Annotated in this window: 25 protein-coding genes; 14 read left to right on the top strand and 11 right to left on the bottom strand. The window is 62.9% G+C overall.

All coding sequences use genetic code 11. The features are described from left to right. Positions 1-8 precede the first annotated feature (8 nt). The 5 genes from QN219_RS26835 to QN219_RS26855 all read right to left on the bottom strand — a co-directional run bounded on the left by QN219_RS26835 (position 9) and on the right by QN219_RS26855 (position 3,291). A complete protein-coding gene (locus tag QN219_RS26835) occupies positions 9-377 on the bottom strand; it encodes a YbaN family protein (protein WP_284003208.1) in 369 nt (122 codons plus the stop codon). Positions 378-431: 54 nt separating this feature from the next. Continuing rightward, positions 432-824, bottom strand: a complete 393-nt coding sequence (locus tag QN219_RS26840) for a hypothetical protein (protein ID WP_284003209.1) — start codon at positions 822-824, stop codon at positions 432-434. 68 nt (positions 825-892) lie between these two features. Further along, on the bottom strand, positions 893-1,816 hold the full coding sequence (locus QN219_RS26845; protein WP_284003273.1) for a U32 family peptidase: 924 nt from the start codon (positions 1,814-1,816) through the stop codon (positions 893-895). After that, on the bottom strand, positions 1,817-2,794 hold the full coding sequence (locus tag QN219_RS26850; RefSeq protein ID WP_284003210.1) for a peptidase U32 family protein: 978 nt from the start codon (positions 2,792-2,794) through the stop codon (positions 1,817-1,819). It lies immediately after the preceding gene. Further along, positions 2,785-3,291, bottom strand: coding sequence for an SCP2 domain-containing protein (locus tag QN219_RS26855; RefSeq protein ID WP_405052271.1), 507 nt, complete (start codon positions 3,289-3,291; stop codon positions 2,785-2,787). Before QN219_RS26855 ends, QN219_RS26850 begins: the two co-directional genes overlap by 10 nt. Before the next feature lie 108 nt (positions 3,292-3,399). Between QN219_RS26855 and QN219_RS26860 the strand changes: the two genes are divergently transcribed. Both QN219_RS26860 and QN219_RS26865 read left to right on the top strand, forming a co-directional pair. Further along, positions 3,400-4,908, top strand: a complete 1,509-nt coding sequence (locus QN219_RS26860; RefSeq protein WP_284003211.1) for a UbiD family decarboxylase — start codon at positions 3,400-3,402, stop codon at positions 4,906-4,908. Next, positions 4,905-5,480: a UbiX family flavin prenyltransferase gene (locus tag QN219_RS26865; protein ID WP_284003212.1), complete on the top strand. Its 576-nt coding sequence runs from the start codon at positions 4,905-4,907 to the stop codon at positions 5,478-5,480. Before QN219_RS26860 ends, QN219_RS26865 begins: the two co-directional genes overlap by 4 nt. Before the next feature lie 30 nt (positions 5,481-5,510). Here QN219_RS26865 and QN219_RS26870 read toward each other — a convergent pair whose 3' ends face one another. From QN219_RS26870 to QN219_RS26880, 3 genes are all read right to left on the bottom strand, one after another. After that, positions 5,511-6,203 (bottom strand): NnrU family protein, encoded by a 693-nt coding sequence (locus QN219_RS26870; RefSeq protein ID WP_284003213.1) that lies wholly within the window; start codon positions 6,201-6,203, stop codon positions 5,511-5,513. Next, on the bottom strand, positions 6,196-6,624 hold the full coding sequence (locus QN219_RS26875; protein ID WP_284003214.1) for a hemerythrin domain-containing protein: 429 nt from the start codon (positions 6,622-6,624) through the stop codon (positions 6,196-6,198). The genes QN219_RS26870 and QN219_RS26875 overlap by 8 nt, the downstream gene beginning before the upstream one ends. Before the next feature lie 131 nt (positions 6,625-6,755). Further along, positions 6,756-6,911: a hypothetical protein gene (locus QN219_RS26880; RefSeq protein ID WP_153439984.1), complete on the bottom strand. Its 156-nt coding sequence runs from the start codon at positions 6,909-6,911 to the stop codon at positions 6,756-6,758. A gap of 238 nt (positions 6,912-7,149) precedes the next feature. On the opposite strand from QN219_RS26880, the gene QN219_RS26885 reads away from it, so the two are divergent. The 7 genes from QN219_RS26885 to QN219_RS26915 all read left to right on the top strand — a co-directional run bounded on the left by QN219_RS26885 (position 7,150) and on the right by QN219_RS26915 (position 13,144). After that, a complete protein-coding gene (locus tag QN219_RS26885) occupies positions 7,150-7,707 on the top strand; it encodes a cytochrome c oxidase subunit 3 (RefSeq protein WP_284003215.1) in 558 nt (185 codons plus the stop codon). Positions 7,708-7,711: 4 nt separating this feature from the next. After that, positions 7,712-7,990: a cytochrome C oxidase subunit IV family protein gene (locus QN219_RS26890; RefSeq protein WP_284003216.1), complete on the top strand. Its 279-nt coding sequence runs from the start codon at positions 7,712-7,714 to the stop codon at positions 7,988-7,990. A 169-nt stretch (positions 7,991-8,159) separates the two neighbouring features. Further along, positions 8,160-8,612 (top strand): cytochrome c, encoded by a 453-nt coding sequence (locus tag QN219_RS26895; RefSeq protein ID WP_173511899.1) that lies wholly within the window; start codon positions 8,160-8,162, stop codon positions 8,610-8,612. 24 nt (positions 8,613-8,636) lie between these two features. Continuing rightward, the gene (locus QN219_RS26900; RefSeq protein WP_284003217.1) at positions 8,637-9,983 is read left to right on the top strand and encodes a nitric-oxide reductase large subunit; all 1,347 of its coding nucleotides are present in this window, start codon (positions 8,637-8,639) and stop codon (positions 9,981-9,983) included. A 76-nt stretch (positions 9,984-10,059) separates the two neighbouring features. Then, positions 10,060-10,872: a CbbQ/NirQ/NorQ/GpvN family protein gene (locus QN219_RS26905; RefSeq protein WP_284003219.1), complete on the top strand. Its 813-nt coding sequence runs from the start codon at positions 10,060-10,062 to the stop codon at positions 10,870-10,872. Between the two features lie 10 nt (positions 10,873-10,882). Further along, entirely contained in the window at positions 10,883-12,784 is a 1,902-nt protein-coding gene (locus tag QN219_RS26910; RefSeq protein WP_284003220.1) for a nitric oxide reductase activation protein NorD, read from the top strand. A 123-nt stretch (positions 12,785-12,907) separates the two neighbouring features. Further along, the gene (locus QN219_RS26915) at positions 12,908-13,144 is read left to right on the top strand and encodes a VOC family protein (RefSeq protein ID WP_405052272.1); all 237 of its coding nucleotides are present in this window, start codon (positions 12,908-12,910) and stop codon (positions 13,142-13,144) included. A 54-nt stretch (positions 13,145-13,198) separates the two neighbouring features. Here the strand turns inward: QN219_RS26915 and hemN are convergent, their stop codons facing one another. Then, the gene (gene hemN, locus QN219_RS26920) at positions 13,199-14,551 is read right to left on the bottom strand and encodes an oxygen-independent coproporphyrinogen III oxidase (protein WP_284003275.1); all 1,353 of its coding nucleotides are present in this window, start codon (positions 14,549-14,551) and stop codon (positions 13,199-13,201) included. 319 nt (positions 14,552-14,870) lie between these two features. Here hemN and QN219_RS26925 point away from each other — a divergent pair, with 319 nt between their 5' ends. The 4 genes from QN219_RS26925 (at position 14,871) to QN219_RS26940 (ending at position 17,420) form a co-directional block, all read left to right on the top strand. Next, positions 14,871-15,152 (top strand): DUF2249 domain-containing protein, encoded by a 282-nt coding sequence (locus QN219_RS26925; RefSeq protein WP_284003221.1) that lies wholly within the window; start codon positions 14,871-14,873, stop codon positions 15,150-15,152. An 87-nt stretch (positions 15,153-15,239) separates the two neighbouring features. Further along, on the top strand, positions 15,240-16,604 hold the full coding sequence (locus tag QN219_RS26930) for a hypothetical protein (RefSeq protein ID WP_284003222.1): 1,365 nt from the start codon (positions 15,240-15,242) through the stop codon (positions 16,602-16,604). Next, positions 16,601-17,131: a DUF2249 domain-containing protein gene (locus QN219_RS26935; RefSeq protein ID WP_284003223.1), complete on the top strand. Its 531-nt coding sequence runs from the start codon at positions 16,601-16,603 to the stop codon at positions 17,129-17,131. The genes QN219_RS26930 and QN219_RS26935 overlap by 4 nt, the downstream gene beginning before the upstream one ends. Next, complete coding sequence (locus QN219_RS26940) at positions 17,118-17,420, top strand: metal-sulfur cluster assembly factor (protein WP_284003224.1); 303 nt, start codon at positions 17,118-17,120, stop codon at positions 17,418-17,420. Before QN219_RS26935 ends, QN219_RS26940 begins: the two co-directional genes overlap by 14 nt. A 164-nt stretch (positions 17,421-17,584) precedes the next feature. Here QN219_RS26940 and QN219_RS26945 read toward each other — a convergent pair whose 3' ends face one another. Then, on the bottom strand, positions 17,585-19,093 hold the full coding sequence (locus tag QN219_RS26945) for a M10 family metallopeptidase (protein ID WP_284003225.1): 1,509 nt from the start codon (positions 19,091-19,093) through the stop codon (positions 17,585-17,587). A gap of 50 nt (positions 19,094-19,143) precedes the next feature. On the opposite strand from QN219_RS26945, the gene QN219_RS26950 reads away from it, so the two are divergent. Continuing rightward, entirely contained in the window at positions 19,144-19,467 is a 324-nt protein-coding gene (locus QN219_RS26950) for a hypothetical protein (protein ID WP_284003227.1), read from the top strand. A 58-nt stretch (positions 19,468-19,525) separates the two neighbouring features. Here the strand turns inward: QN219_RS26950 and QN219_RS26955 are convergent, their stop codons facing one another. Then, positions 19,526-20,749, bottom strand: a complete 1,224-nt coding sequence (locus tag QN219_RS26955; RefSeq protein WP_284003228.1) for an NnrS family protein — start codon at positions 20,747-20,749, stop codon at positions 19,526-19,528. Between the last annotated feature and the right edge of the window lie 236 nt (positions 20,750-20,985).

The raw sequence follows: 20,985 nt of genomic DNA on the forward strand, positions 1-20,985 counted from the left end.
ATCGGCGGTCAATTGCTCGGGCGCGTGAGGATGAAGGCGACCGGAAGCACCATCACGGCCGCGACGAGGGCCGCAAGCGCGGCATTCGGCTTGCTGAACAGACAGAAGAGACCGTAGGTCGCGGCCATCAAAGCGACGGCGCTGAACTTCGCCCGCATGGCGATCGCGCCCTTTTCTCGCCACAGGCGCAGCGAGGGACCGAAGACGGGGTGCTCGACGAGCCAGCGCTCAAGCCGGGGAGACGCGCGGGCGAACAGGCCCGCCGCCAAAAGCAGGAAAGGTGTGGTGGGCAGCACCGGCAGGAACACGCCGGCGACGGCGAATGCGACCATCAGCCAGCCAAGGCACAGGCAAAGAATACGAAACGGAAGATTCATTCGCCGTCTCCAGATCGCGCGCAACAGGGCTCGCTCCCGAAGGTCCGTGCCTCATCATCGCACACCCGCCTTCGAACTCGGTAACGCGGCGGCGACATCGAGCAGGCGAGCCCCCTGGTGCGCGGCTTCGGCAATGTCCTCGAAAAGCAGCCGCGCTTCCACCAGCACGCTTCGGTCGGCGTCGTCATAGCCGATCTCGTCGAGTTCGTGAAGAAGTTCCATGATCGCCGCTATGCGTCGCCGTTGGCGCCGGGCCTGGTCGAGCATCCGCTTTTCGCGTTGCCTGGCCGTCAGGCTTTCGAAACGAAGCAGCAACTCGTCGACGCGTGCGCGGCAGCCGCATTCGAGCGAAGCGCCATCGATCAGCCGGCGGATCTGGCTGATGACGGTTGCGAGATTTTCGTCTTCTGCGGTCTCATTCGCGAGAACATCGAGCTCATGTGCCATGGAACAACTCCAAATAAGCTGGAGCGAGGTGCGGGCCGAAAACCGCGCCCACTTTGCCTCACCCTGCTCTAAGTTAACGTGTGGTCTGCGATCCAGGCGGCGCCTTGCTGGCCGTAGTGGAAGCCGTTCGAAAACTGTGCGCCGGTATAGGCATCTAGAAGACGGGCGATGGCATCGGCGGGGAGAGACCTGCCGGCGATCGCGTCGTCGAAGACCCGGGCGACCGCGACCATGTCGCAGTCTTGAGGCGAAAGCCGGATCCGCGAAATGCCGGCCTTAATCAATTCCGGCAGTTCCTGGATCAGTGTCTGGCATGTGTGCGACACGGTCTGTACACCGTTCAGGGCGAGAAAGGGCTGACGGTCGAGCGTTTCGACCACCAACCCATCCGGGTCGTCGCCGCAGATGAACTGACAATTGTCCTTGACCAATCCCTTGGACCGGGCGTGCGCGCAGCGGGCCGAGATCGCCAGCGGTACACGCCCGAACGCGAATATCTCGAACGACACACCGGGCGTATCGCGAACGATATCGCGGACGGACGCCATTGGCAGTTCGGGCGGCAGGCAGATGCTCGTCGCACCGCGCGAGGCGAGCAGCCGCGCGGTGGCGCCGTTATAGACGTTGATCAACGGACCGACGGAATGCGGCTTGCCGGCGAGCAGCCCGAGCGCCGACAGGTCATTGGCCTCGATCGGATGCGTGCTGTCGCGCACCAGCGCCCGCACGACTTGGGCCTCGCGTTCGAGCGTGACGAGCGCCAGCGAGGCAAGGCTGACGCTCTTGCCCGCGCGCTCCAGCCGCTCGACCACTTCGCCGACATGCGGCTCGATGAAATGCAGCCGTTTAGAGCAGACCGTCTCGCCGATGACGACATGCGCGATTGGCGTTTCGTCCGCGATACGGAAATAGAAATCGCGCCATTTCGGCCCGTCCCACAAGTAGAGGACCGGGCCGAGGCTAAGGCTTGGAAGCGTTGCGCCGGTCATGATCTACCTCCAACGCTTTTCATAGGCGCCGGACGTCGTCCGCTGGCCTTCGCTCAAGAGTCTGAGCCGCGAGATGAGGGCGGGGCGGTCGGCGGCATTCGCGGCAAGGGCGCGGCGCATCACCGAGACGACCTCCGCGACATAGGCCTTGCCCCGCTGGCGTCCCTCGATCTTTAGCGCGCTGACGCCTGCCTCGCGCAAAAGGTCGACGTGGTCCATGACGTCAAGCGAAACGGGGTCCTCGAAGGCGTATCCGCGCTCGTCGGCGACATTGAAGCGCCCCTTGCAGAGTGTCGGGTAGCCGGCTGCTTCGCCGGCGGGAAAGCGATTGATCGTGTAGTCGCCGAGTTCCGAGACGAGTTCGCAGCCATCCTCGCGGTAACGCACATGGCTCGCCGGAGAACAGACCCCATTCATGTTCGGCGACTTGCCGGTGGCATAGGATGAGAGCGAACAACGCCCCTCCGCCATCACGCAGAGCCCGCCGAAGACGAAGACCTCGATCTCGCATCGGATCTGTTTTGCAAGGCGGGCGAGATCGGGAATGGTGAGAATCCGCGGCAGCACGACGCGTTTTGCCCGAAACGTTTCGACCAGGAAATTGACGGCGTCCGCATTGGAGGCGGAGGCCTGGACCGATACGTGCAAGCGCTGCTCGGGATAGCGTTCGGCGGTATAGGCCATCAAACCGAAATCAGCGAGAATGACGGCGTCGGCGCCAAGACGCACGGCATCGTCCACGGCCTCGTGCCAGAGCTTTTCGCGACCGGCGCGCATGAAGGTGTTGATGGCGACGAAAGTCATCGCTCCGTGCTGGCGGGCATAGGCGATCGCCGCCTTCAGCTCGTCGCGGGAAAAGTTCAACCCCGGGAAATTGCGGGCATTGGTCTCGTCGCGAAAACCGCAGTAGACGGCATCGGCTCCGGCATCAACGGCCTCGCGGAAGGCGGCCGGCGTTCCGGCGGGGCAGATCAGTTCCATTGGCCGGCCTCCCGGGGCAGGACGCGGCTACGAATTTCCGAGGCGGCGCGCCGGACCAGCGGTGCGAAAGGCCCCGCCAGGCTGCCGATGTCGGAGGGCAGGTCGATGTTGCAGTCGTCGAGCGCATTGCGCAGCGCCAGCATGGCTTCCATGTCGCCGGTGACCGTCAGGTCGCGCGAGAAGAAGACCGCATCACCGTCGAGGCGGCCCTCAAGCAGCCCAAGGAGAAGCACGAAGCCACCTGTGACCGCAGCGTCGGTGGGTGGCAGATCGGGCTTGCGGTGCACGGATATGCGTCCCTTGCCAGGCTCGACCAGGAAGCCGACCGGCAGGTCGGACGGGATGAAGCCATATCGTTTGTGGGCGTAGTCCCCCAACCGGTCGAACAGGCCCGGATGGCGCGCCATGACGTGAGAAAAAACGAGCCTTGTCGCTCGCTCGATGGCGGGAATGGGGATGAGCCGGAGCGGAACGGCCATCGCGGAGGAAACGGTCATATGGGGCCTGTGCAGTGTGAATGTTCTCCCAATGTTTAGCCGGCAGCCGTTCCTTGTGTTTGTCCCACATCAAAGACAGGCGGAAATCACGAGCACAAAGAAGCGGGCATGAACAAAGCCTTCCGCACCGCATCCCACTTCGCGTCGCTACAGGATTTCACTTCGGCGCTTGAGCGCGACGGCGAGCTGAAGCGGATTTCGCGACCTGTTTCGCTCGTCCATGAAGTGACCGAGATCCACAGGCGCGTGCTTGCGTCGGGCGGACCAGCGCTGTTGTTCGAAAAGCTGGTCGACGCCTCCGGCCGCGTGCACGAGATTCCGCTGCTCGCCAACCTGTTCGGCGCGCAAGCGCGGATCGAGCGCGGCTTCGGCCTTGAGCCGGGCGGGTTGCCGTTCTTTGCCGAGGAACTCGCCGAGCTGCGTGATCCCCGCGCGCCGGCATCGCTGCGTGACGCCTGGGAGAAACTGCCGTTGCTGCGGTCCGCACTCTCGATGCGGCCGAAGCATCGTAGCCGTGCGCCGTGCCAGGAGATCGTCTGGAGCGGTCCAGAGATCGATCTCGCGAACTTGCCGATCCAGTGGTGCTGGCCGGGCGAGCCGGCACCGCTCATCACCTGGCCGCTAGTCATCACCATGGCGCCGGACGATCCGACCGACATCAATGTCGGCATCTACCGCATGCAGGTTCTGGGCAGAGACCGGACGATCGTTCGCTGGCTCGCCCACCGCGGTGGAGCGCGGCACCACCGCCTCTGGCAGCGAAAAGGCTTGGACATGCCGGTGGCTGTCGCGATCGGAGCGGATCCCGCGACGATTCTGGCCTCGGTTATGCCATTGCCGGACGGGTTGAGCGAACTCAATTTTTCCGGGCTCATTCGCCGGCGGCGGACGCAGCTTGCGAACGGCCGGACTGTACCGCTTCCGGTACCCGCGAATGCGGAGATCGTGCTCGAAGGCACCGTGTCTGCCTCCGATACCGCCGACGAGGGGCCTTATGGCGACCACACCGGTTACTACAATTCCGTCGATCGCTTCCCGGTCATGACTCTCTCGGCGATCACGATGCGTCGAAATCCGATCTATCTCTCCACCTACACCGGCCGGCCGCCCGACGAGCCGTCGCGTCTCGGCGAAGCGATGAACGTTCTGTTCGTGCCGCTGGTGAAGAAGCAGTATCCGGAGATCGTCGATCTGTGGCTGCCGCCGGAGGCCTGCTCCTACCGGGCAATGGTCGTGGCGATCGACAAGCGTTATCCGGGACAGGCGAAGCGGTTGATGATGGGGCTCTGGTCGATGCTGCCACAGTTCAGCTACGTGAAGCTCATCATCGTCGTCGACCCTGACATCAATGTGCGCAGCTGGCCGGAAGTCGTCTGGGCGCTCTCCACGCGCTTCGACGCAAGCCGCGATGTCACAATCGTCGCCGACACGCCGATCGACTATCTTGATTTCGCTTCGCCACGATCCGGTCTCGGCGGCAAGCTCGGTCTCGACGCGACGACAAAGATCGGCGCGGAGACCGACCGCGAATGGGGGAGGGTGCTCGACATGTCGCCAGAGGTGAAGGCCGATGTCGATCGGATGTGGCCGGAGTTGGGTCTGGGAGACAGCCGATGACGGGAAGGTTGAGGATAGTCGTTGGTGTAACCGGCGCTTCCGGAGCCGCGATCCCGCTGCGCATCGCCGAGCGGCTTGCGCGGATCGGCGAAGTCGAGACGCATCTGGTCATGTCGCCGGCGGCGCACAGGACATTGAGCCACGAAGTTGGACCGGACGCGCTGTTGCGCTTGTTCGAAAAGACCGACCGCATCTACGAACACGACGACATCGGCGCGGCGATTGCCAGTGGATCCTTTCCGACGGCCGGCATGATCGTCTCACCCTGTTCGATGCGCACGCTCGCGGCGATCGCCAATGGACTTGCCGACAACCTCCTGGTTAGAGCCGCCGATGTGCATCTGAAGGAGCGCCGGCGGCTCGTCTTGATGACGCGCGAAACGCCGCTCCACCTTGGGCATCTGCGCAACATGTGTGCCGTTACCGAAATGGGCGCGATCGTCATGCCGCCGGTGCCGGGATTTTACCATCGGCCGGCAAGCGTCGAGGCGATCGTCGACCATCTCGCCGCGCGCGCCATCGATCTCTTGGCGCTGCCAATCGCGCCGCTCGCAGAAGCCTGGCAGGGGTAGAGCCGCGTGCTGGGAAGCATGCGGCGCGGCTCAAAGCATCGGGAAGGCTTGCAGCAGCGGATCGGCGCCGAAGATTGCGTAGTGACCGCCGGCAAGCAGCCACAGCGTGATTGCGCCCGTGGCAAATGCCGAGAGCACCAGGACCGGATCGACACGGAAGCGGGCGCGGCCGCCGAGAATGGCGGCAAAGGGCAAGATCGACGTGCCGGCGGCAGCGCTCGGCCACTTGTCGCCCAGCCGACGGCGCGCGCGCCGCTCGATCATCAGGAAACCGCCCGCGGCAAAAAGCGCGAAGCCGCCGAAGAGCACGAGCGAGCGAAGATCGCCGTTCGGAATGACGTGTCCAGCCGCCCAGACGAGGAACCCCCAGAGCACGGGATGGCGGGTGATGCTGACGACGGCGCCCGTTCCGCCGGTACCCTGAAAGATCGAAATCGAAAGCGGGTTCTCGCTGAAGAGGCCCGCAAGAACGAAGAAGATGCCGAGGGGTGCGAGCACGAACGTCACCCAGGCCTGCCATGGCGCCGGGTCCCAGAGCGGTATGAAATCCAATGTCAGCGCCGCGTGGAAGACCCAGGCGAGCGCTACGATCGACAGCAGCGAATAGCCGGCGAAATAACCCTTCCGGCCCAGCCGCTGAATGAGCCACTCGCGAAGTTTCGGCATGGCGGGCACCATGTGCAGCGCGAGAAAGACCGCGAAGGCCAGCAAGAATTCACGCATGGCATACATCTCGACGGCTCTCGGAAAGCAGCAGGCGCTCGGTCGCGACGTGGCGGCGGAGGCTCTCGAAGAGCGCGCGCAGCATATAGCCGATCGCGTCCCAGCTAAGCCGGCAGCGACCGTGAAGAAGCTCGCTCAGCACTTCAGCGACATCGGCCGCAGCTCTCTTGTCACGCCGATGATCTTCGCGAAGACGTTCGATCAGCGCCGTCACGTCTCGACCATCCGTTCGTGCGCGAGAAAAGAGGACTCGCTCCTCCAGCTCGTGCAGACTGCCAAGCGTCGGCACAAGCGTGTCCGCGATCTGCTCGTAGCGCGTCACATCGATTGCGTTGGGCAAGGCATCGGCGATTGCCGCCAGCCGATCACACAATTCCAACAGCGCGTCATAGCCCTGCTCCAGCATGCTGCTTCGTTGCATTGTCTCTTTTCCAGCGATCAGCCGGACTCCGGTCATTTAACTTAGCGCAATCGTCTAGCCGGCGAACCGGCTCGCATCTTTGACATATCGCAAGTCCGGGTTGATATGACGCAACTCCGGACGGAAAACCGTTAGCGGTCGAGAAAGAGCACCACGGCGATCGCGATCGAAAATAGAACAGCCGAGACCGTGCCCGCGCGCTGCAACACGCCCATGCGGTGAAGGACAAGGGCGAAAACGATGATGATGGGGGTTGCGACCGAAAGGCCGATCTGTGCGTCTGTCATCGAAGAACTCCTAGACCACGATGATTTGGGTCGAATCGACCCAAATTCATAAACGTGATCGATTCTAATAAGTTGAGACGCGGGATGCGGCCGGAAAACCCCGCACACTTTTCCTCATCCCGCTCTAGTTGCCTTCGCCGATATAGGGTTTTTGGCTCGGGTTCCTTGCGCAATGTCAAAGACATCGTCTCGCCGGCTCGCCTAAGTGCCTGTTATTTCCGATCAAGGGAGATGTGGCATGGATGCACGGGCGACGACTGAAATCGAGGCGAGAGGAGAAGCGCCCACGGATGAACTTCTGCTCTGGGTTCTGGTGTGGAGCGAGCTTGCGGCCTTCGGCATCCTGCTTGCGGCCTTTCTCATCACCGGCTTCCTGCAGACCGACGCATTTGCCGCAGGGCGAAACGAACTCAACCCCTTGCTCGCGGGCATCAACACACTGGTGCTTTTGACCAGCGGCTGGCAGGCAGCGGTCGCTGCGCGCAAATCTGCCCTACCCGGGGAGCGCCGGCGTGCCCTCGTCATGGCCGCCGTGCTCGGCTTCGTCTTCGTCGCGGTCAAACTCGCGGAGTATGGCGGCGAGCTCGCGAGCGGCGACATTGCCCGGTTCGGTGCCTTCTTCGAGCTCTATTTCCTGATCACCGGTTTCCACCTCATGCATGTGGCCTTCGGCGGCCTGATCCTGCTTCTCGTCGCCTGGCGCCAGACGCCCGGCAATGTAACCCTGATAACAACCCTCTGGCATGTCATCGATCTCATCTGGATCGTGATGTTCCCGATCATCTATCTGGTATGACCTCATGACGGACCGCACTCGAAACCAACTCGGCCGAACCTGGATCGTGCTTGTTGCCATCGTCCTTTCGGGCATGCTGGCGGTCGCCTTTCAAGGCCGCGCCGCTGTCGTCGTTTTCGTCGCCCTCGTGCTGGCGTTGCTCAAAGCCAGGCTGATCATCCTGGATTTCATGGGCCTGCGCTCCGGTCCGGCCGCCATGCGGCACGGGCTTTTCGTCTGGCCGCTGGTCCTCGCGCTGCTCGCAGCGGCGAAGCTCGTCGCGTCAGGCATGCCATCCGTTTGAAACCGCTTTCCTTGTTTGCCGAAACGCAAAGAACGCACGCGGGAAATCCATAGACATGGACCGTGCCCCGGACATTCGTCGGCGTCGCTGCAGGCGGCGTCAAACGGGGAGGGGATCAGATCAAGCCGGCCACGCATTCGCGGCCATCTGAAATCGAAAGGACCACGTGATGGCAGAACGCCTCACCAAGACCGGGGCCCGAAACGTCTTCTACGGCGGGTCCTTCTTCTTCTTTGCAATATTCGTCGGGCTGACGGCCCACAGCCACTATTACATGAAGACGACCTCGACGGACGAGACGACGTTGACGGATTCCGTCGGCCGCGGCAAGCACGTCTGGGAAAAGAACTCCTGTATCAACTGCCACACGCTTCTCGGCGAAGGCGCCTATTTCGCGCCCGAGCTCGGCAATGTCTGGAAGCGCTGGGGCGGCGACAAGGATCCGGAGGGCGCGCGCGAAACGCTGAAGGCGTGGATGGCGGCGCAACCCTCCGGCGTCGAAGGCCGCCGGCAGATGCCGCAATTCAATCTCACCGAACAGGAGCTCAACGACCTCGCCGACTTCCTGGAGTGGACGAGCCGCATCAAGACCCAGAACTGGCCACCGAACGAAGCCGGCTAAGCGTTGCGATTGGAGTAAAGAACCATGAAATACCAGACCCAGAAGGTCGCGATGCTCTATTTTTATGGCGCACTCGGCCTGTTTCTCGCCCAGGTGCTGTTCGGCGTTCTCGCCGGCACCATCTACGTCCTGCCCAACACGCTCTCCGAGCTCCTGCCGTTCAACATCGTGCGCATGGTGCACACCAATGCGCTGATCGTCTGGCTGCTGATGGGCTTCATGGGCGCCACTTATTATCTCCTGCCAGAGGAAGCGGAAACTGAGCTTTACAGCACCAAGATCGCCGTGGCCCAGTTCTGGATTTTCCTGATCGCCGCGGCCGTAGCGGTGGTCGGATATCTTCTCCACATTCATGAGGGCCGCGAGTTTCTCGAACAGCCCTTCGCGATCAAGGTCGGCATCGTCGTGGTGGCGCTGATGTTCCTCTACAACATCACCCTCACCGTCCTCAAAGGCCGCAAGACGACGGTCACCAACATCCTGATCTTCGGTCTGTGGGGTGTGGCGATCTTCTTCCTGTTCGCGTTCTACAACCCGATGAACCTGGCACTCGACAAGATGTACTGGTGGTACGTCGTCCATCTGTGGGTCGAAGGTGTCTGGGAACTGATCATGGCATCGGTGCTCGCCTTCCTGATGATCAAGCTCAACGGCATCGACCGCGAGGTCGTCGAGAAGTGGCTCTACGTCATCGTCGGCCTGGCGCTCTTCTCCGGCATCCTCGGCACCGGTCACCACTACTACTGGATCGGTGCTCCGGGTTACTGGCAGTGGATCGGCTCGCTCTTCTCCACCCTCGAAGTCGCGCCCTTCTTCACCATGGTGATCTTCACCTTCGTGATGACCTGGAAGGCCGGGCGCAAGCACCCGAACCGCGCGGCTCTTCTCTGGTCGATCGGCTGCTCGGTCATGGCCTTCTTCGGCGCCGGTGTCTGGGGCTTCCTGCACACGCTGTCCTCGGTGAACTACTACACCCACGGCACGCAGGTCACTGCGGCCCACGGCCACCTCGCCTTCTTCGGTGCCTATGTCATGCTGAACCTTGCGGTGATGGCCTATGCGATCCCGGAAATCCGCGGCCGCCAGCCCTACAACCAGTGGCTCTCGATCGTCAGCTTCTGGGCTATGTGCACGGCCATGTCGGTGATGACCTTCGCACTCACCTTCGCGGGCGTCCTGCAGGTCCACCTGCAGCGCGTGCTCGGCGAAAGCTACATGGATGTGCAGGACCAGCTGGCGCTGTTCTACTGGATCCGCCTCGGTTCCGGTGTCGTCGTCCTGGTCTCGGCGCTGATGTTCTTCTGGGCCGTGCTGGTTCCAGGCCGCGAGCGGAGTGCAAGGCTTAGCCCTTCGATCCAGCCTGCCGAATGATCGCCCTGGCCGACCCCGCGACTTGCGTCGGGGTCGGTCCTTCCGCTTGCTTCGACTGTTTGTCACGGAGATCACAATGAATTTCGTTCTGCCGAACGCACCCCGCCCGACCGCCGACATTCCGCACTACAGTCCGCTCGGCAACGAATGCGCGCTGTTCGAGACCGCCTGGGTCAGGCAATTGCCACTCTTGCTGAAAGGTCCGACCGGCTGCGGCAAGACGCGCTTTGTCAGCCATATGGCGGCAAGGCTCGGCCTCCCGCTTTCGACCGTTTCCTGCCATGACGACCTTGCCGCAGCAGATCTCACCGGCCGCTACCTCTTGAAGGGCGGCGATACGGTCTGGGCTAAACTGTCTGAGACTTCATGCTTCCCTGAGTGCGGCGTGTGCTATCTCGACGAGATCGTCGAGGCGCGTAAGGACGTCGCCGTCGTCCTGCATCCGCTCACCGACGATCGCCGCATGCTGCCGCTGGAGCGCACCGGCGAGATGCTCGAGGCGCCGTCCGGTTTCATGCTGGTCGTATCCTACAATCCCGGCTACCAGAATCTTCTCAAGAGCCTGAAGCCCAGCACGCGGCAGCGCTTCGTCGCGATCGAGTTCGATTTCTTGCCGAAAACCCAGGAAATAGCCGTCGTCTCGGCGGAAAGTGGTCTTGCGGAGGCGCAGGTCGCACGGCTCGTCAATCTCGCCGCGCGCCTCAGGGCGCTCAAGGGCCACGATCTCGAAGAGGGCGTTTCGACCCGCCTGCTCGTCTACTGCGCCAGCCTGATCGACGCCGGGATGCCGGCGAAGGAAGCTGTTCGTGCTGCCATGATCGAGCCTTTGACGGACGAGCCGGACGTCAGGGCCGCCCTGCTGGAAGTGGCCGACTCCCTGATAGCCTGAGGTCCTGGCGATGCTCGATTTCCTCGAACTGGAAGAAACGGTCGGCCGTGCCTGGCACCGCTTCATCGGCAATACGCGCACGTGGCGGCGCCACCCGGAGCACGCGGTGCGGCTCGCCGATCTTTTGCCGGTGCTCTCGATCTCGTTCCGGGGGCACGGCGGCGAGAGCGCGGTGCAGATCGCCCCGGCGCGCGGTCGCACCTCTGCCCACAGGCTCAAATGGCGCCAGCGCGTGGGCCTAGGGGAAGAAAAGCTCGCGCAGCCCGGGCGCGATCACGCATCGCTGATGCTGCCGGCGGAAATCGATCTTTTTCCGGACAAGGATCTCAATCGCGACCTCTATTTCTGGCTGGTCGCCTATATGGCGACGATGTCGCTGGAACCGCTGGCGGAGGCCGATCTCCTCCGCCGCGATCTTGCCGCACTTACTCGTGCGGAAGTAACCGTCACGGCCGTGTTGGACACGTTTCCGGGCATGCGCGCGCGTTACCGCCGGCTCGCCGCAGCCGTCCTTGCAGAGCGAACCCGAGGTGCGCTGCCATCCGTGGAGCAGCATGTCGAAAACCGGATCCTCGGCATGTTGCGGAGGGCCGCCGGGGAACTGGACAACACTTTGCCGGTGATTTTTCCGCACCGGGCACCGCCCGGTTATCTGCCGATACTGCCGCTTCCGCTCTGGCCGGATGCATTGGTGCGCGCCGAGACCGAAACGCGACGCGAAGACGATGAGCCGGCGCAGGGCAGGGCAGGGACGCCCGCTCTCGAGACCGAGCGTCATGTTGCCGCCCGCGAGAACCCCGAAAACCGCAAGGGCGACCGCAGCCCGTTCATTCTCAATCGTTTCGAAAAGATTCTCGCGATGGCGGAGATGGTCAACGTCGACCGGCCCGCCGACGACAGCGACGACCACGACGCGAAGGCTGCGGAAGAGCTGGACGAGATGACGCTCGGCGAACGCAAGGGGCGCCCGTCCGCACGCTTCCGGTTCGATCTGGACTTGCCCCCCGAGGCCGTCGACGTCACACCGTTGACGGCTGAACATACTTATCCGGAGTGGAACTACCGTACAGGCACCTATCTCAAGGATCATTGCCGCGTACTGGCTTCCCCAGCTTCCGCACTCGGCGACCGCGCCGAGCTGACCTCGGAAACGCAAAGCCTCATTCGTCGCGTGCGGCGCCAGTTCGAGGTGCTGCGACCGCGCCACGAGATCCTGCGCGCGCAGATCGACGGTGCCGACCTCGATCTCGACGCCGTGGTTCGTGCGCGCACCGACCTTGCGGCCGGTGGCCAGGGAAGCGACCGCATTCACCTGATGAGCCGGCCGCAGGCGCACGATCTCGCCGTCACCATCCTTGTCGACGTTTCCCTGTCGACCGATTCCTGGTCGGATAACCACCGCGTTCTCGATGTCGAGAAGGAGGCGTTGACGATTCTGGCGCATGGCTTGGCCGCTTGCGGCGACAACCATTCGATCCTGACCTTCACGTCGCGCCGGCGCGACTGGGTGCGGGTCGAAACCGTCAAGGCTTTCAATGAACCGATGAACGGTCTCGTCGAGGCGCGGATCGCCGCGCTCAAGCCCGGTTATTACACCCGCATCGGCGCGGCGATCCGGCACGCCTCGGCCGAACTCCGCAGGCAGCCGAACCGCAAAAAACTGCTTCTGGTACTGACCGACGGCAAGCCGAACGACGTCGACCACTACGAGGGGCGCTTCGCGCTGGAAGACAGCCGGCGTGCCGTGTCGGAGGCGCGCCGAAGCGGGATCAGCACCTTTGCCGTCACCGTCGACCGCGAGGCGCGATCCTATGTGCCGACGATGTTCGGTCAGAACGGCTATGCCATGGTCGGCAACATTGCCCGGCTACCGGCCGCACTTCCCGCCATCTATCGCGGGCTTGCTGGATAAGGCAGCTCAGAGCTCGGGGAAGACGCGCGAGAGTCAAGCTCGGCACCGACCGCATGAGGGCGTTGAAACCTCATTCGGCGGTGCTGCGCCGGCTTCTCATCGAGCCTCACCGGGCCGCTCCCCTTGAAGCAGCTGCTACACTTCGGCGGCCCTGTTTTTGACAGCGGCTTTCGGGAGAGGGAACGTGATGCTCTTTCCGCAACACTCACCCTTGACGATGCCAAGCCGCTATTCCTGGAATTCCAAGGCGCAGGCGTGACATTCCCCCAAAGCTTGAGGACAGAGCCGTGGGGCGCTCGCACCTTCATCGTGCGAGACCCCGATGGCAACCCGATCGCGTTCGCCGGTGACAAAGGCTAGCCGCGCTTTGGTGAGAGGCGCTCGAGCCGCGCTTTCGCATGCCGTATCTGTTCCTCACGCAGCCTTGCTATGCGTCCTTTGCGACTGCTCGAGATAGGCATCGAAAGCGGCGGCGACGGCGCGAACGACGAAGCGGTGATCCTGCCGTACCTGGATGATGCAGCCGGCAACGTCCACAACGCCGTCTTCGGCAAGCGCCGCGAGCTTGGCGTTTTGATCGATAAGCCGATGGGCGTCGAAACGGTGGGCCGCTGCGATCGCATCAACGTCGGCGCTGAAGTCGCACATCAGCCTTTCGATGATCTCAGCCCGCATGCGGTCTTCGCGGGTCAGGCGATATCCCTTTGCCGTCGCCAGGCGACCGGACGCGATGTGGCGGGCGTAGAGGCCGGGCGCAACTTCGTTCTGCGCATAGCCCTCCTGGGAACGGCCGATGGCGGAGGCGCCGAAACCGATGAGAGTCTCGCAATTGTCGGTCGTGTAGCCCTGAAAATTGCGCCGCAGCTTTCCGGCGTCCTGGGCCTTTACGAGGTCGTCGTGCGGCAGGGCGAAGTGATCGAGACCGATCTGCCGGTAGCCGGCGGCAACGAGGGTCTCGCTGATCGCCATCGCCTGGGCATTGCGGGCGGCACCGTCCGGCAGCGCGTTCTCGTCGATCATGCGCTGGTGCTTCTTGAAGGAGGGGATGTGCGCATAGCCGAAGACGGCAAAGCGCTCCGGCCGCATCGCCAAGGCGGCTTTAGCGGTTGCGACGCAGGAGTCGACGGTCTGATGCGGCAGGCCGTAGATCAGGTCGAAATTGATGTTGTCGACGCCGGAGCGGCGCAGATGATGAACGGCGTCCGCCGTCTGCGCCTCGCTCTGGATGCGGTTGATGGCCTTCTGGACGACCGGGTCAAAGCTCTGCACGCCGAGACTGGCCCGGGTGACGCCGCCGGCGCCAAGCGCTTCCGCCATCTCGACCGTCAGCCGGCGCGGATCGATCTCGACCGCGATGCCGGTTGAGCCGGTGAAGGAGAATTGCTCGCGCAACAGATTCATCAGCGCAAGGAATTCCTCCGGCTCGATGATCGTCGGCGTGCCGCCGCCGAAATGCACTTCGCCGATCGGGAGCGGCTGCCGTGTGCGGCCTCCCACCATCCGGATCTCGTCCTTCAAGACCGCGAGATAGTCCAGGATCGGCTCATCCTGCCGGGTGATCGTGGTGTGACAGCCGCAATACCAGCACATCGACCGGCAGAAGGGGATATGCAGATAGAGCGATACGTCTTGCTCGCGCGGTATCGCCGCCAACCATTCGGAATAGGTTTCGTGATCGATCGTATCCGCAAAACGCGGCGCAGTCGGATAGCTTGTGTAACGCGGCAGGCGCATTTCGCCGTACTTCTGAAGGATCGAGGCGTGCATGGCGGCTCCTGTGGTCATGTCGTGATACATGAGCCGACAGTAGGGCGCGATGCCGTGCGGTTCTTTGCGAAATGCCAAGTACTGCATGTTTCCTTAAGTCATCGCCGATTTAAGGGCAAAACATGCAGCACTCCAAAGTGCTACCTTTGCTCGTCTGATAAGACGCGCGGCGCTGTAGTAGACGCGTTCATCAATCCGGAATTTGTTTGCGCTTCGACAAAATGTCGCGTTGCCGCGCCGACTAGTTTTCTCAAATCCAGGGTGACCGCGCCGCCTTGCCCCGGAGAGTTCAACAATATCGGCGGCGAACGGATCCCTCATGACAACTGCAGAAACGGAATCAAAGCCCTCCATCGACGTCCGCACCATTCCACCGGTGGAGCGCCACCCGAAAATCTTCGGCATGCTGAATGCCCTCGCCGCAGGTGGTTCCCTCGTCCTCATCAATGACCACGACCCGCGACCGCTCCACTACCAGCTCGAAGCGAGATACCCGGGCGAATTCTTCTGGGAGTATCTGGAACAGGGACCCGACGTATGGCGCGTCGAGATCGGGCGTCATGAGGCCTCCGGTTGCGAATGCTGCTGTGGTAGCCATTGAGCGGCGGCGGCATGCCGCTCCTGCTTATCAGAACTGATCACGTGACCTCGATTGCCTCACGTGATCCGGTCAACCAGGTGAATAGAAATGTTCGGGGCCACGCTTTCCCGCTGGACCATGTCCTATTTTGCGGCCGCGCTCGCCTTTCTCCTGATCGGCGAGGCGATGATGGTCCTCGGCTACGGATATCCGGCCGCTGCGATTGAGGCGCCCGAGACTCTGGCGCTGGTTCACACGATCGCGCTCGGCTGGTTGAGCCTCCTGATGGCGGGTGCGCTGCTGCAGTTTGTGCCGGTCCTTGTCGGCCGGCCGCTTTGCTGCGCCCATCTCGCCTTTCCCACCCTCGTGCTTCTCGTCGTCGGGATCGCCGGCCTGATCATAGGTTTTGTGGGTCTTGCCGGCAGTATCGATCTGCCGCCGATCGTGCTGCCGGCGGCGGCGGTCCTGACGATAGCCGGCTTTGCCTGTATCGGGGTCGCCTTTGCCGTGACGCTGTGGCGCGCACGTCCGCTGCCGCTGACCGCGCGTTTCGTCGTCGTTGGTCTCGCCGCACTGGCGGTGACGATCCTGCTTGGCGGAACCTATGCTTTCGTTCTTGGCGGGGCGGGCGCGTCCGATGCTGCGATCGCGCTCACCTTGGAAGGAGTTTCGCTGCATGCCGCGCTCGGTCTGGGCGGCTGGATGACCTTCACAACGATGGGCGTCAGCTATCGTCTATTGACCATGTTCATGCTGTCGCCGGATGCGGAGCGTCGCAGCAGCAGGATCGTCTGGCTGTCCGGCAGCGGTGCGCTCGGCCTTGTCGCCGGCGTCGCTCCGCTTATCCTGGCGGGCTCGTCCGGCCGTCTCGTCCTGTTGTTCCTTGCAGCCTTTCTTGGCATGCTTGCGGTCGTGGTCTATGCCAGCGACATCTTCAGGATCTACCGGGAGCGAAGGAGGCGGGAAATCGAGCTTAACGCCCGCGCCAGCATCGGCGCCTTTGGCGCCCTCATCGCCGCCGCCGTCCTTCTCGTAGGGCTGCTCGTCACCGGTCGCATGGAACAGGGTATTGGCTCGCTCGTTTATCTTGTGGCTTTCGGCTGGCTTACGGGCATGGGCCTTGCGCAACTTTACAAGATCATTCCTTTCATGACCTGGCTCGAATGCTACGGCCCCGCGCTTGGCCGAACCCCGACACCGCGGGTCCAGGACCTGGTCGTCGAAAGGCGGGCGTTCGGCTGGTTTCGAGCGTTCTACGCGTCCGTCCTGATTGCCACCCTCAGTCTCTCGGTCGGCGCGGTGCCGCTCTTCCGGCTTGCCAGCCTTTGCCAATTGGTCGCGATCCTCGCGCTCGTCCTGGAGTTCACCCGGGCGCGTCGGCTCGCGAACGTACCGGCCAGCCTTCGCTTGCCGACGGGTGCGGTCCGTCCGCATCTTTTCCTGCCATCCCTTCAGTTATGGAGACAGCCATGAGCCCCGAACCCCATGAACTCGATGTCCGGCCGATCCTGCGCGGCGGCGGTGATCCCTTTCAGGTGATCATGAATGCCGTCGACAATCTGGCCCCCGGACAGGGCCTGAAGCTCATCGCCTCGTTCAGGCCGGTGCCGCTTTTCAGCGTCATGGCCGGGCGCGGATTTTCCCACCAGGAAGAGGCCCTCGGCGGCGGCGATTGGCTCGTGCTGTTCACCCCCGAGGGCGATATCGACGATGTCCGCATGTCGGCTGGGGACATGGACCTGGACGGATGGCCGGATCCGGTGCGCCAGCTCGATCTGACCGAGCTCGATCCACCGGAGCCGATGGTGCGCATCCTTGCCGCGCTCGAGAAGATGGAAGTCGGCGAAGTGCTTTTCGCCTTGCTTTCGCGCGAACCGCTCTTTCTCTATCCCGAACTGGCGAAACGCGGCCATCGCTGGGCCGGAAATTTCGATGCGAGCGGCGAGGTCTATCGCATCCTCATTCGCGTCGGAAAGCCGGTCCACCATGTCGGCGCCTGATACCGGGGACTTGGTCGAGCGGATCCGCGACGCGCTTCGCATCATCATCGATCCGGAACTGGGATCGAACGTCGTTGATCTCGGCCTTATCTATGACATCGAGGTGCTGGAGGGAGGCGTCGTGCGCGTCGCCATGACGACCACCGTGAAGGGCTGCCCGGCGACCGCCTTCCTGAAGGAGGCGGTACAGAACTGCGTCTGGTATGTCCCCGGCGTCGAATATGCCGAGGTGCGGCTGACCTACGAGCCGCCCTGGACACCGGACAGGATGGCCGCGGCTACTGCATGATTCCTAAATCGGAATCGATTTAAGGACGACTCATGCAGTAATTCCAAATGCTACAGCGACCTTCGCGCGTCCGACTGGACGCGCGGCGCTGTAGAGAGCCATACGATCGATGAGAGGCGACGTGAAATCCCGGCCGCCAACCCTTTTCGCAAGGCGCACCTCGCTCAGAGAACGAAATAGCCCTTCTGCAGGGCAGCGGCATCATCGAGGTGAATGGCGAAATCCGCCTTCCGGTCGCCGTTAACGTCGCCGTAGATATAGGTGTCGGACGCCCCTTGGACGTAGCGCAATTCGCCCTTCCCTCCGGCGAACGCGGCTGTTCCGACGAAGACAAACGCCTGGTTGCCGGTCGCGGCTGAATTGGCGTCGATCGCAGAGAGATCGATCCTGTCCGATTGCGAGGCGACGAAATCGTAAATCGTGTCGCGGCCGGTCGTCGCGACTGTCGTATCCGTGAGCGTCCTGAAAAGAAACCTGTCGGCGGCGGTCCCGCCAATCAGCCTGTCTGCTCCGGCGCCACCATAGAGCACGTCGGCACCCGCCCCGCCCGAGAGGCCGTCATTGCCGATGCCGCCGTCGAGCCAGTCGTTGCCGCTGTCGCCGTTCAACGTGTCGTTGCCGGCATTGCCGCGCAGCGTATTGGCGGCCAGGTTGCCGGTGATCGAATCGCTGGCCGATCCGCCCAGGACGCTTTCGATCAGCGAGCGCGTGTCGCCGTGGTAGAGCAGGGCGTTGAAGACATTGCCGCGTGCGAAGCCGCCGTTCGGGCCGCCGCCCAGATAGGCGAGCTGATCCTCGCTGAAGGTCGAGGCTTGGCCCGGCCGCAAGTCGACCTTGAGCCCGGTGTTGTAGGCCGAGAGGTCGTAGGTGTCGGTGCCGCCGCCATCCCAGACTGTTGCGAAAATGCGGTTGGCTCCCGGGGCGATGGCCGTTGCGCCGTTCACCAGCGTGGCGCCGCTGCCGGGGGTCCATTTGTAGACGGTGTTGCCGCTGTTGGTCGAGAAATCGGCGCCGTACATTTCCTGTAGCGCCGCGATGTCGGCCATCATGAAGGTTTGCGGAGCGCCAAAGCGCTCGTACCAATAGGTATTGCCGGATCCGACGAAGCCGCTGTAGGTCATGATCGAGTATTCGATCGAATTGTATTGCGCGGGCAGCGCCCCGTAGTCGTCGGCTTCGTGCCCGTGCGAGAGCCCGAGTGCGTGTCCGAGCTCGTGCAGCAGCGTATGCCAGGCGTAATTTCCGGCCACGGCCGTGCGATAGTCGTTGGCGGTGCCGGCATAGGCGGTGCCGAACCAGATATCGCCAGCTTCAGCGTTGGTGCCCGGATAATAGGCGTAGGCCGTGCTCGGCAGCTTCGACTGCGCGAACCGAACCGTCGCGGAGCTGGCGCTGCCGGCCGCGAAACTGGCGTTGGTGAAGCCTTCGACGGAAAAACCGTCATTGGCGGCGGAACCGAACGATTGCTCCATGCCGAACAGCGCGGCGTTTCGCTGAGCGGCCGATACGGCGGCAAAACCGCTGTTCTTTTCCCCGCTGTAGCTGTAGCTGCCGGCCGACGTTGGAAAGACATAGGTGATCGCGCCGCTCCACGCAGCACTTGAGAGAACACCATCGATCAGACTGTTCCCGGTTGCCTTCACAATTTTGATGGATTTGCCCGTTCCGCTCATGCAAATTTCCCGATCGTGAGTAGCGGCGCCATGCGCCAGGAAGCTCGCGATTGGGACGATATGCCTTCACGAGATACGATTCTCATAAGCCGATCGTTAAAATTGGAGACATTTTTGTGGCCATGCGCGGATTATTGAAATCGGTTGGCCTGGCCATCTTGGCGATGGGCCTGTCGACTTCCTTGCCAAGCGCAACGAACGCAGGTGGGGTGCAGATGCAGAAACCACCGGATCCCGAAACCGCCGTCAGGTCCGAGTTCGAGCGCGTGAAGGCGAAGAATACGGTCGAAGCTTATGAACGCTTCATTCGCCGTCACCCGGACCACGCCCTGGCTGACGAAGCCCGAAAGGCCCTGTTGCGACTGAAGCAGTAGGAGCCTGCCGGCAGGCCACCGGCACGCCTCTATGTTTGATAACGACTTCCAACCGATCTCAGGCCGCGGCGCGCGGCGAGCGGCGGTTGCACACCAGCATCGGTCCGTATTCCAGGCAGAACAGCGCGAATGCGCATATCCACAAGGCGCCCGATGCGGCTGCTAGGATGTGGTAGCAGGACGGCACGATTTCCGCGAAGGGCCGCACCAGCGCGGCGCAGATGAGCGCCACGTAGGATGCACTGGTGACGGGCGACGCCGTCAGCGGCCGACCGGTGTGTCCCCGGCTCGCGCGGGTCATCACCGCCAGCATCATGCAGGCTATGACTCCCACGGTCAGAACATGCATCACCGGATATTCCCCGAGCAGGCCGAGCGCGCCGGCGGTAATCCCCGCGAATCCCAGAGGCACGAAGGCATAGGCGACGTGCAGCACGACGAGCAGCTTTTCGGGATAGGTCGTCCAGCCGCGCCAGCGAAGCAGGCGGACAATGTGAAGCAGGGAAGCGACGATTGCGATTGCCGCGGTCAGAGCATGCTCCGGCGTCAGCGCCCAGGAAGCGAGCGCGGCGATGCCCGTCAGAATCGCCGTCGTATCAAGGCGATTATAGGGCACCGGAAAATCGGTGCGGCCGGCCTTGCTGAGCCAGTTGCGCGTGAAGCTCGGGAGAATTCGTCCCCCGACGATCATGATCAGCATGACATAGGCTCCGATCGCAAGCCTTGCAGCGGTATCGACGTTAGCGCCTCCGAGCACGGCGAGGTGGAAATGCGCGTTGGCGCAGGACAGCAGCACCAATCCCCCGATCACCTTCAGATCCTTCCATTTCCGGCCCGCGATCACTTCACGGGCGCAGATCGCCAGGAGCGTCGGAAGAAACAGTGCTTCGATCGCTACCGCCAGCGTTAGGCCGAGCAGATCCGTTGCGAGCAGCGCCAACCGGCCTGCAAGCCAGAGGCCGAAGAGCCCGGCGAGCGGCAGGCCGGACACGGGAAGCCTGCCAGTCCAGTTGGGCACGGCAGTCAGAAGAAAGCCCGCAAGCACGGCGGAAGAGAAGCCGAATAGCATTTCGTGGGCATGCCAGTGCGCGGCGCCATAGCCCCCCGCGATATCGATACCGGCGCTCAATGCTGCGATCCATGCGGCCATCGCGCCGATAGCCCAGAGACCGGCGCCGAGAAAGAACGGCCTGAAGCCATAGGAGAAGAGGACGGGCCCGGTGGTGGCAAGCCCGCGCGGTATGCCGCCACGGGGCGGCGATTTGCTGCGCATATGAAACATTGTCCGATCCTGTCTGCGGGATCCCGACCGACATCGAGATGGCACCGAGTACCATGGGGGGAGGCCCATTCTTTGCGAAAACGCAAGTAATTGGCGAGCTTTGCTAAAACGCAAGTATTGGCGAGGGTGCGACAAAGTGCGCACGTGATTTTGCCAAAATAGGCGAAGCGGCAGGAAACGTTTGTTCCAACACAAAGATGCCGATGGGATCTGGTTCTACTTGGAATACGAAAGCT

The organism is Sinorhizobium sp. 8-89, assembly GCF_030124325.1.
Lineage (GTDB): Bacteria > Pseudomonadota > Alphaproteobacteria > Rhizobiales > Rhizobiaceae > Sinorhizobium.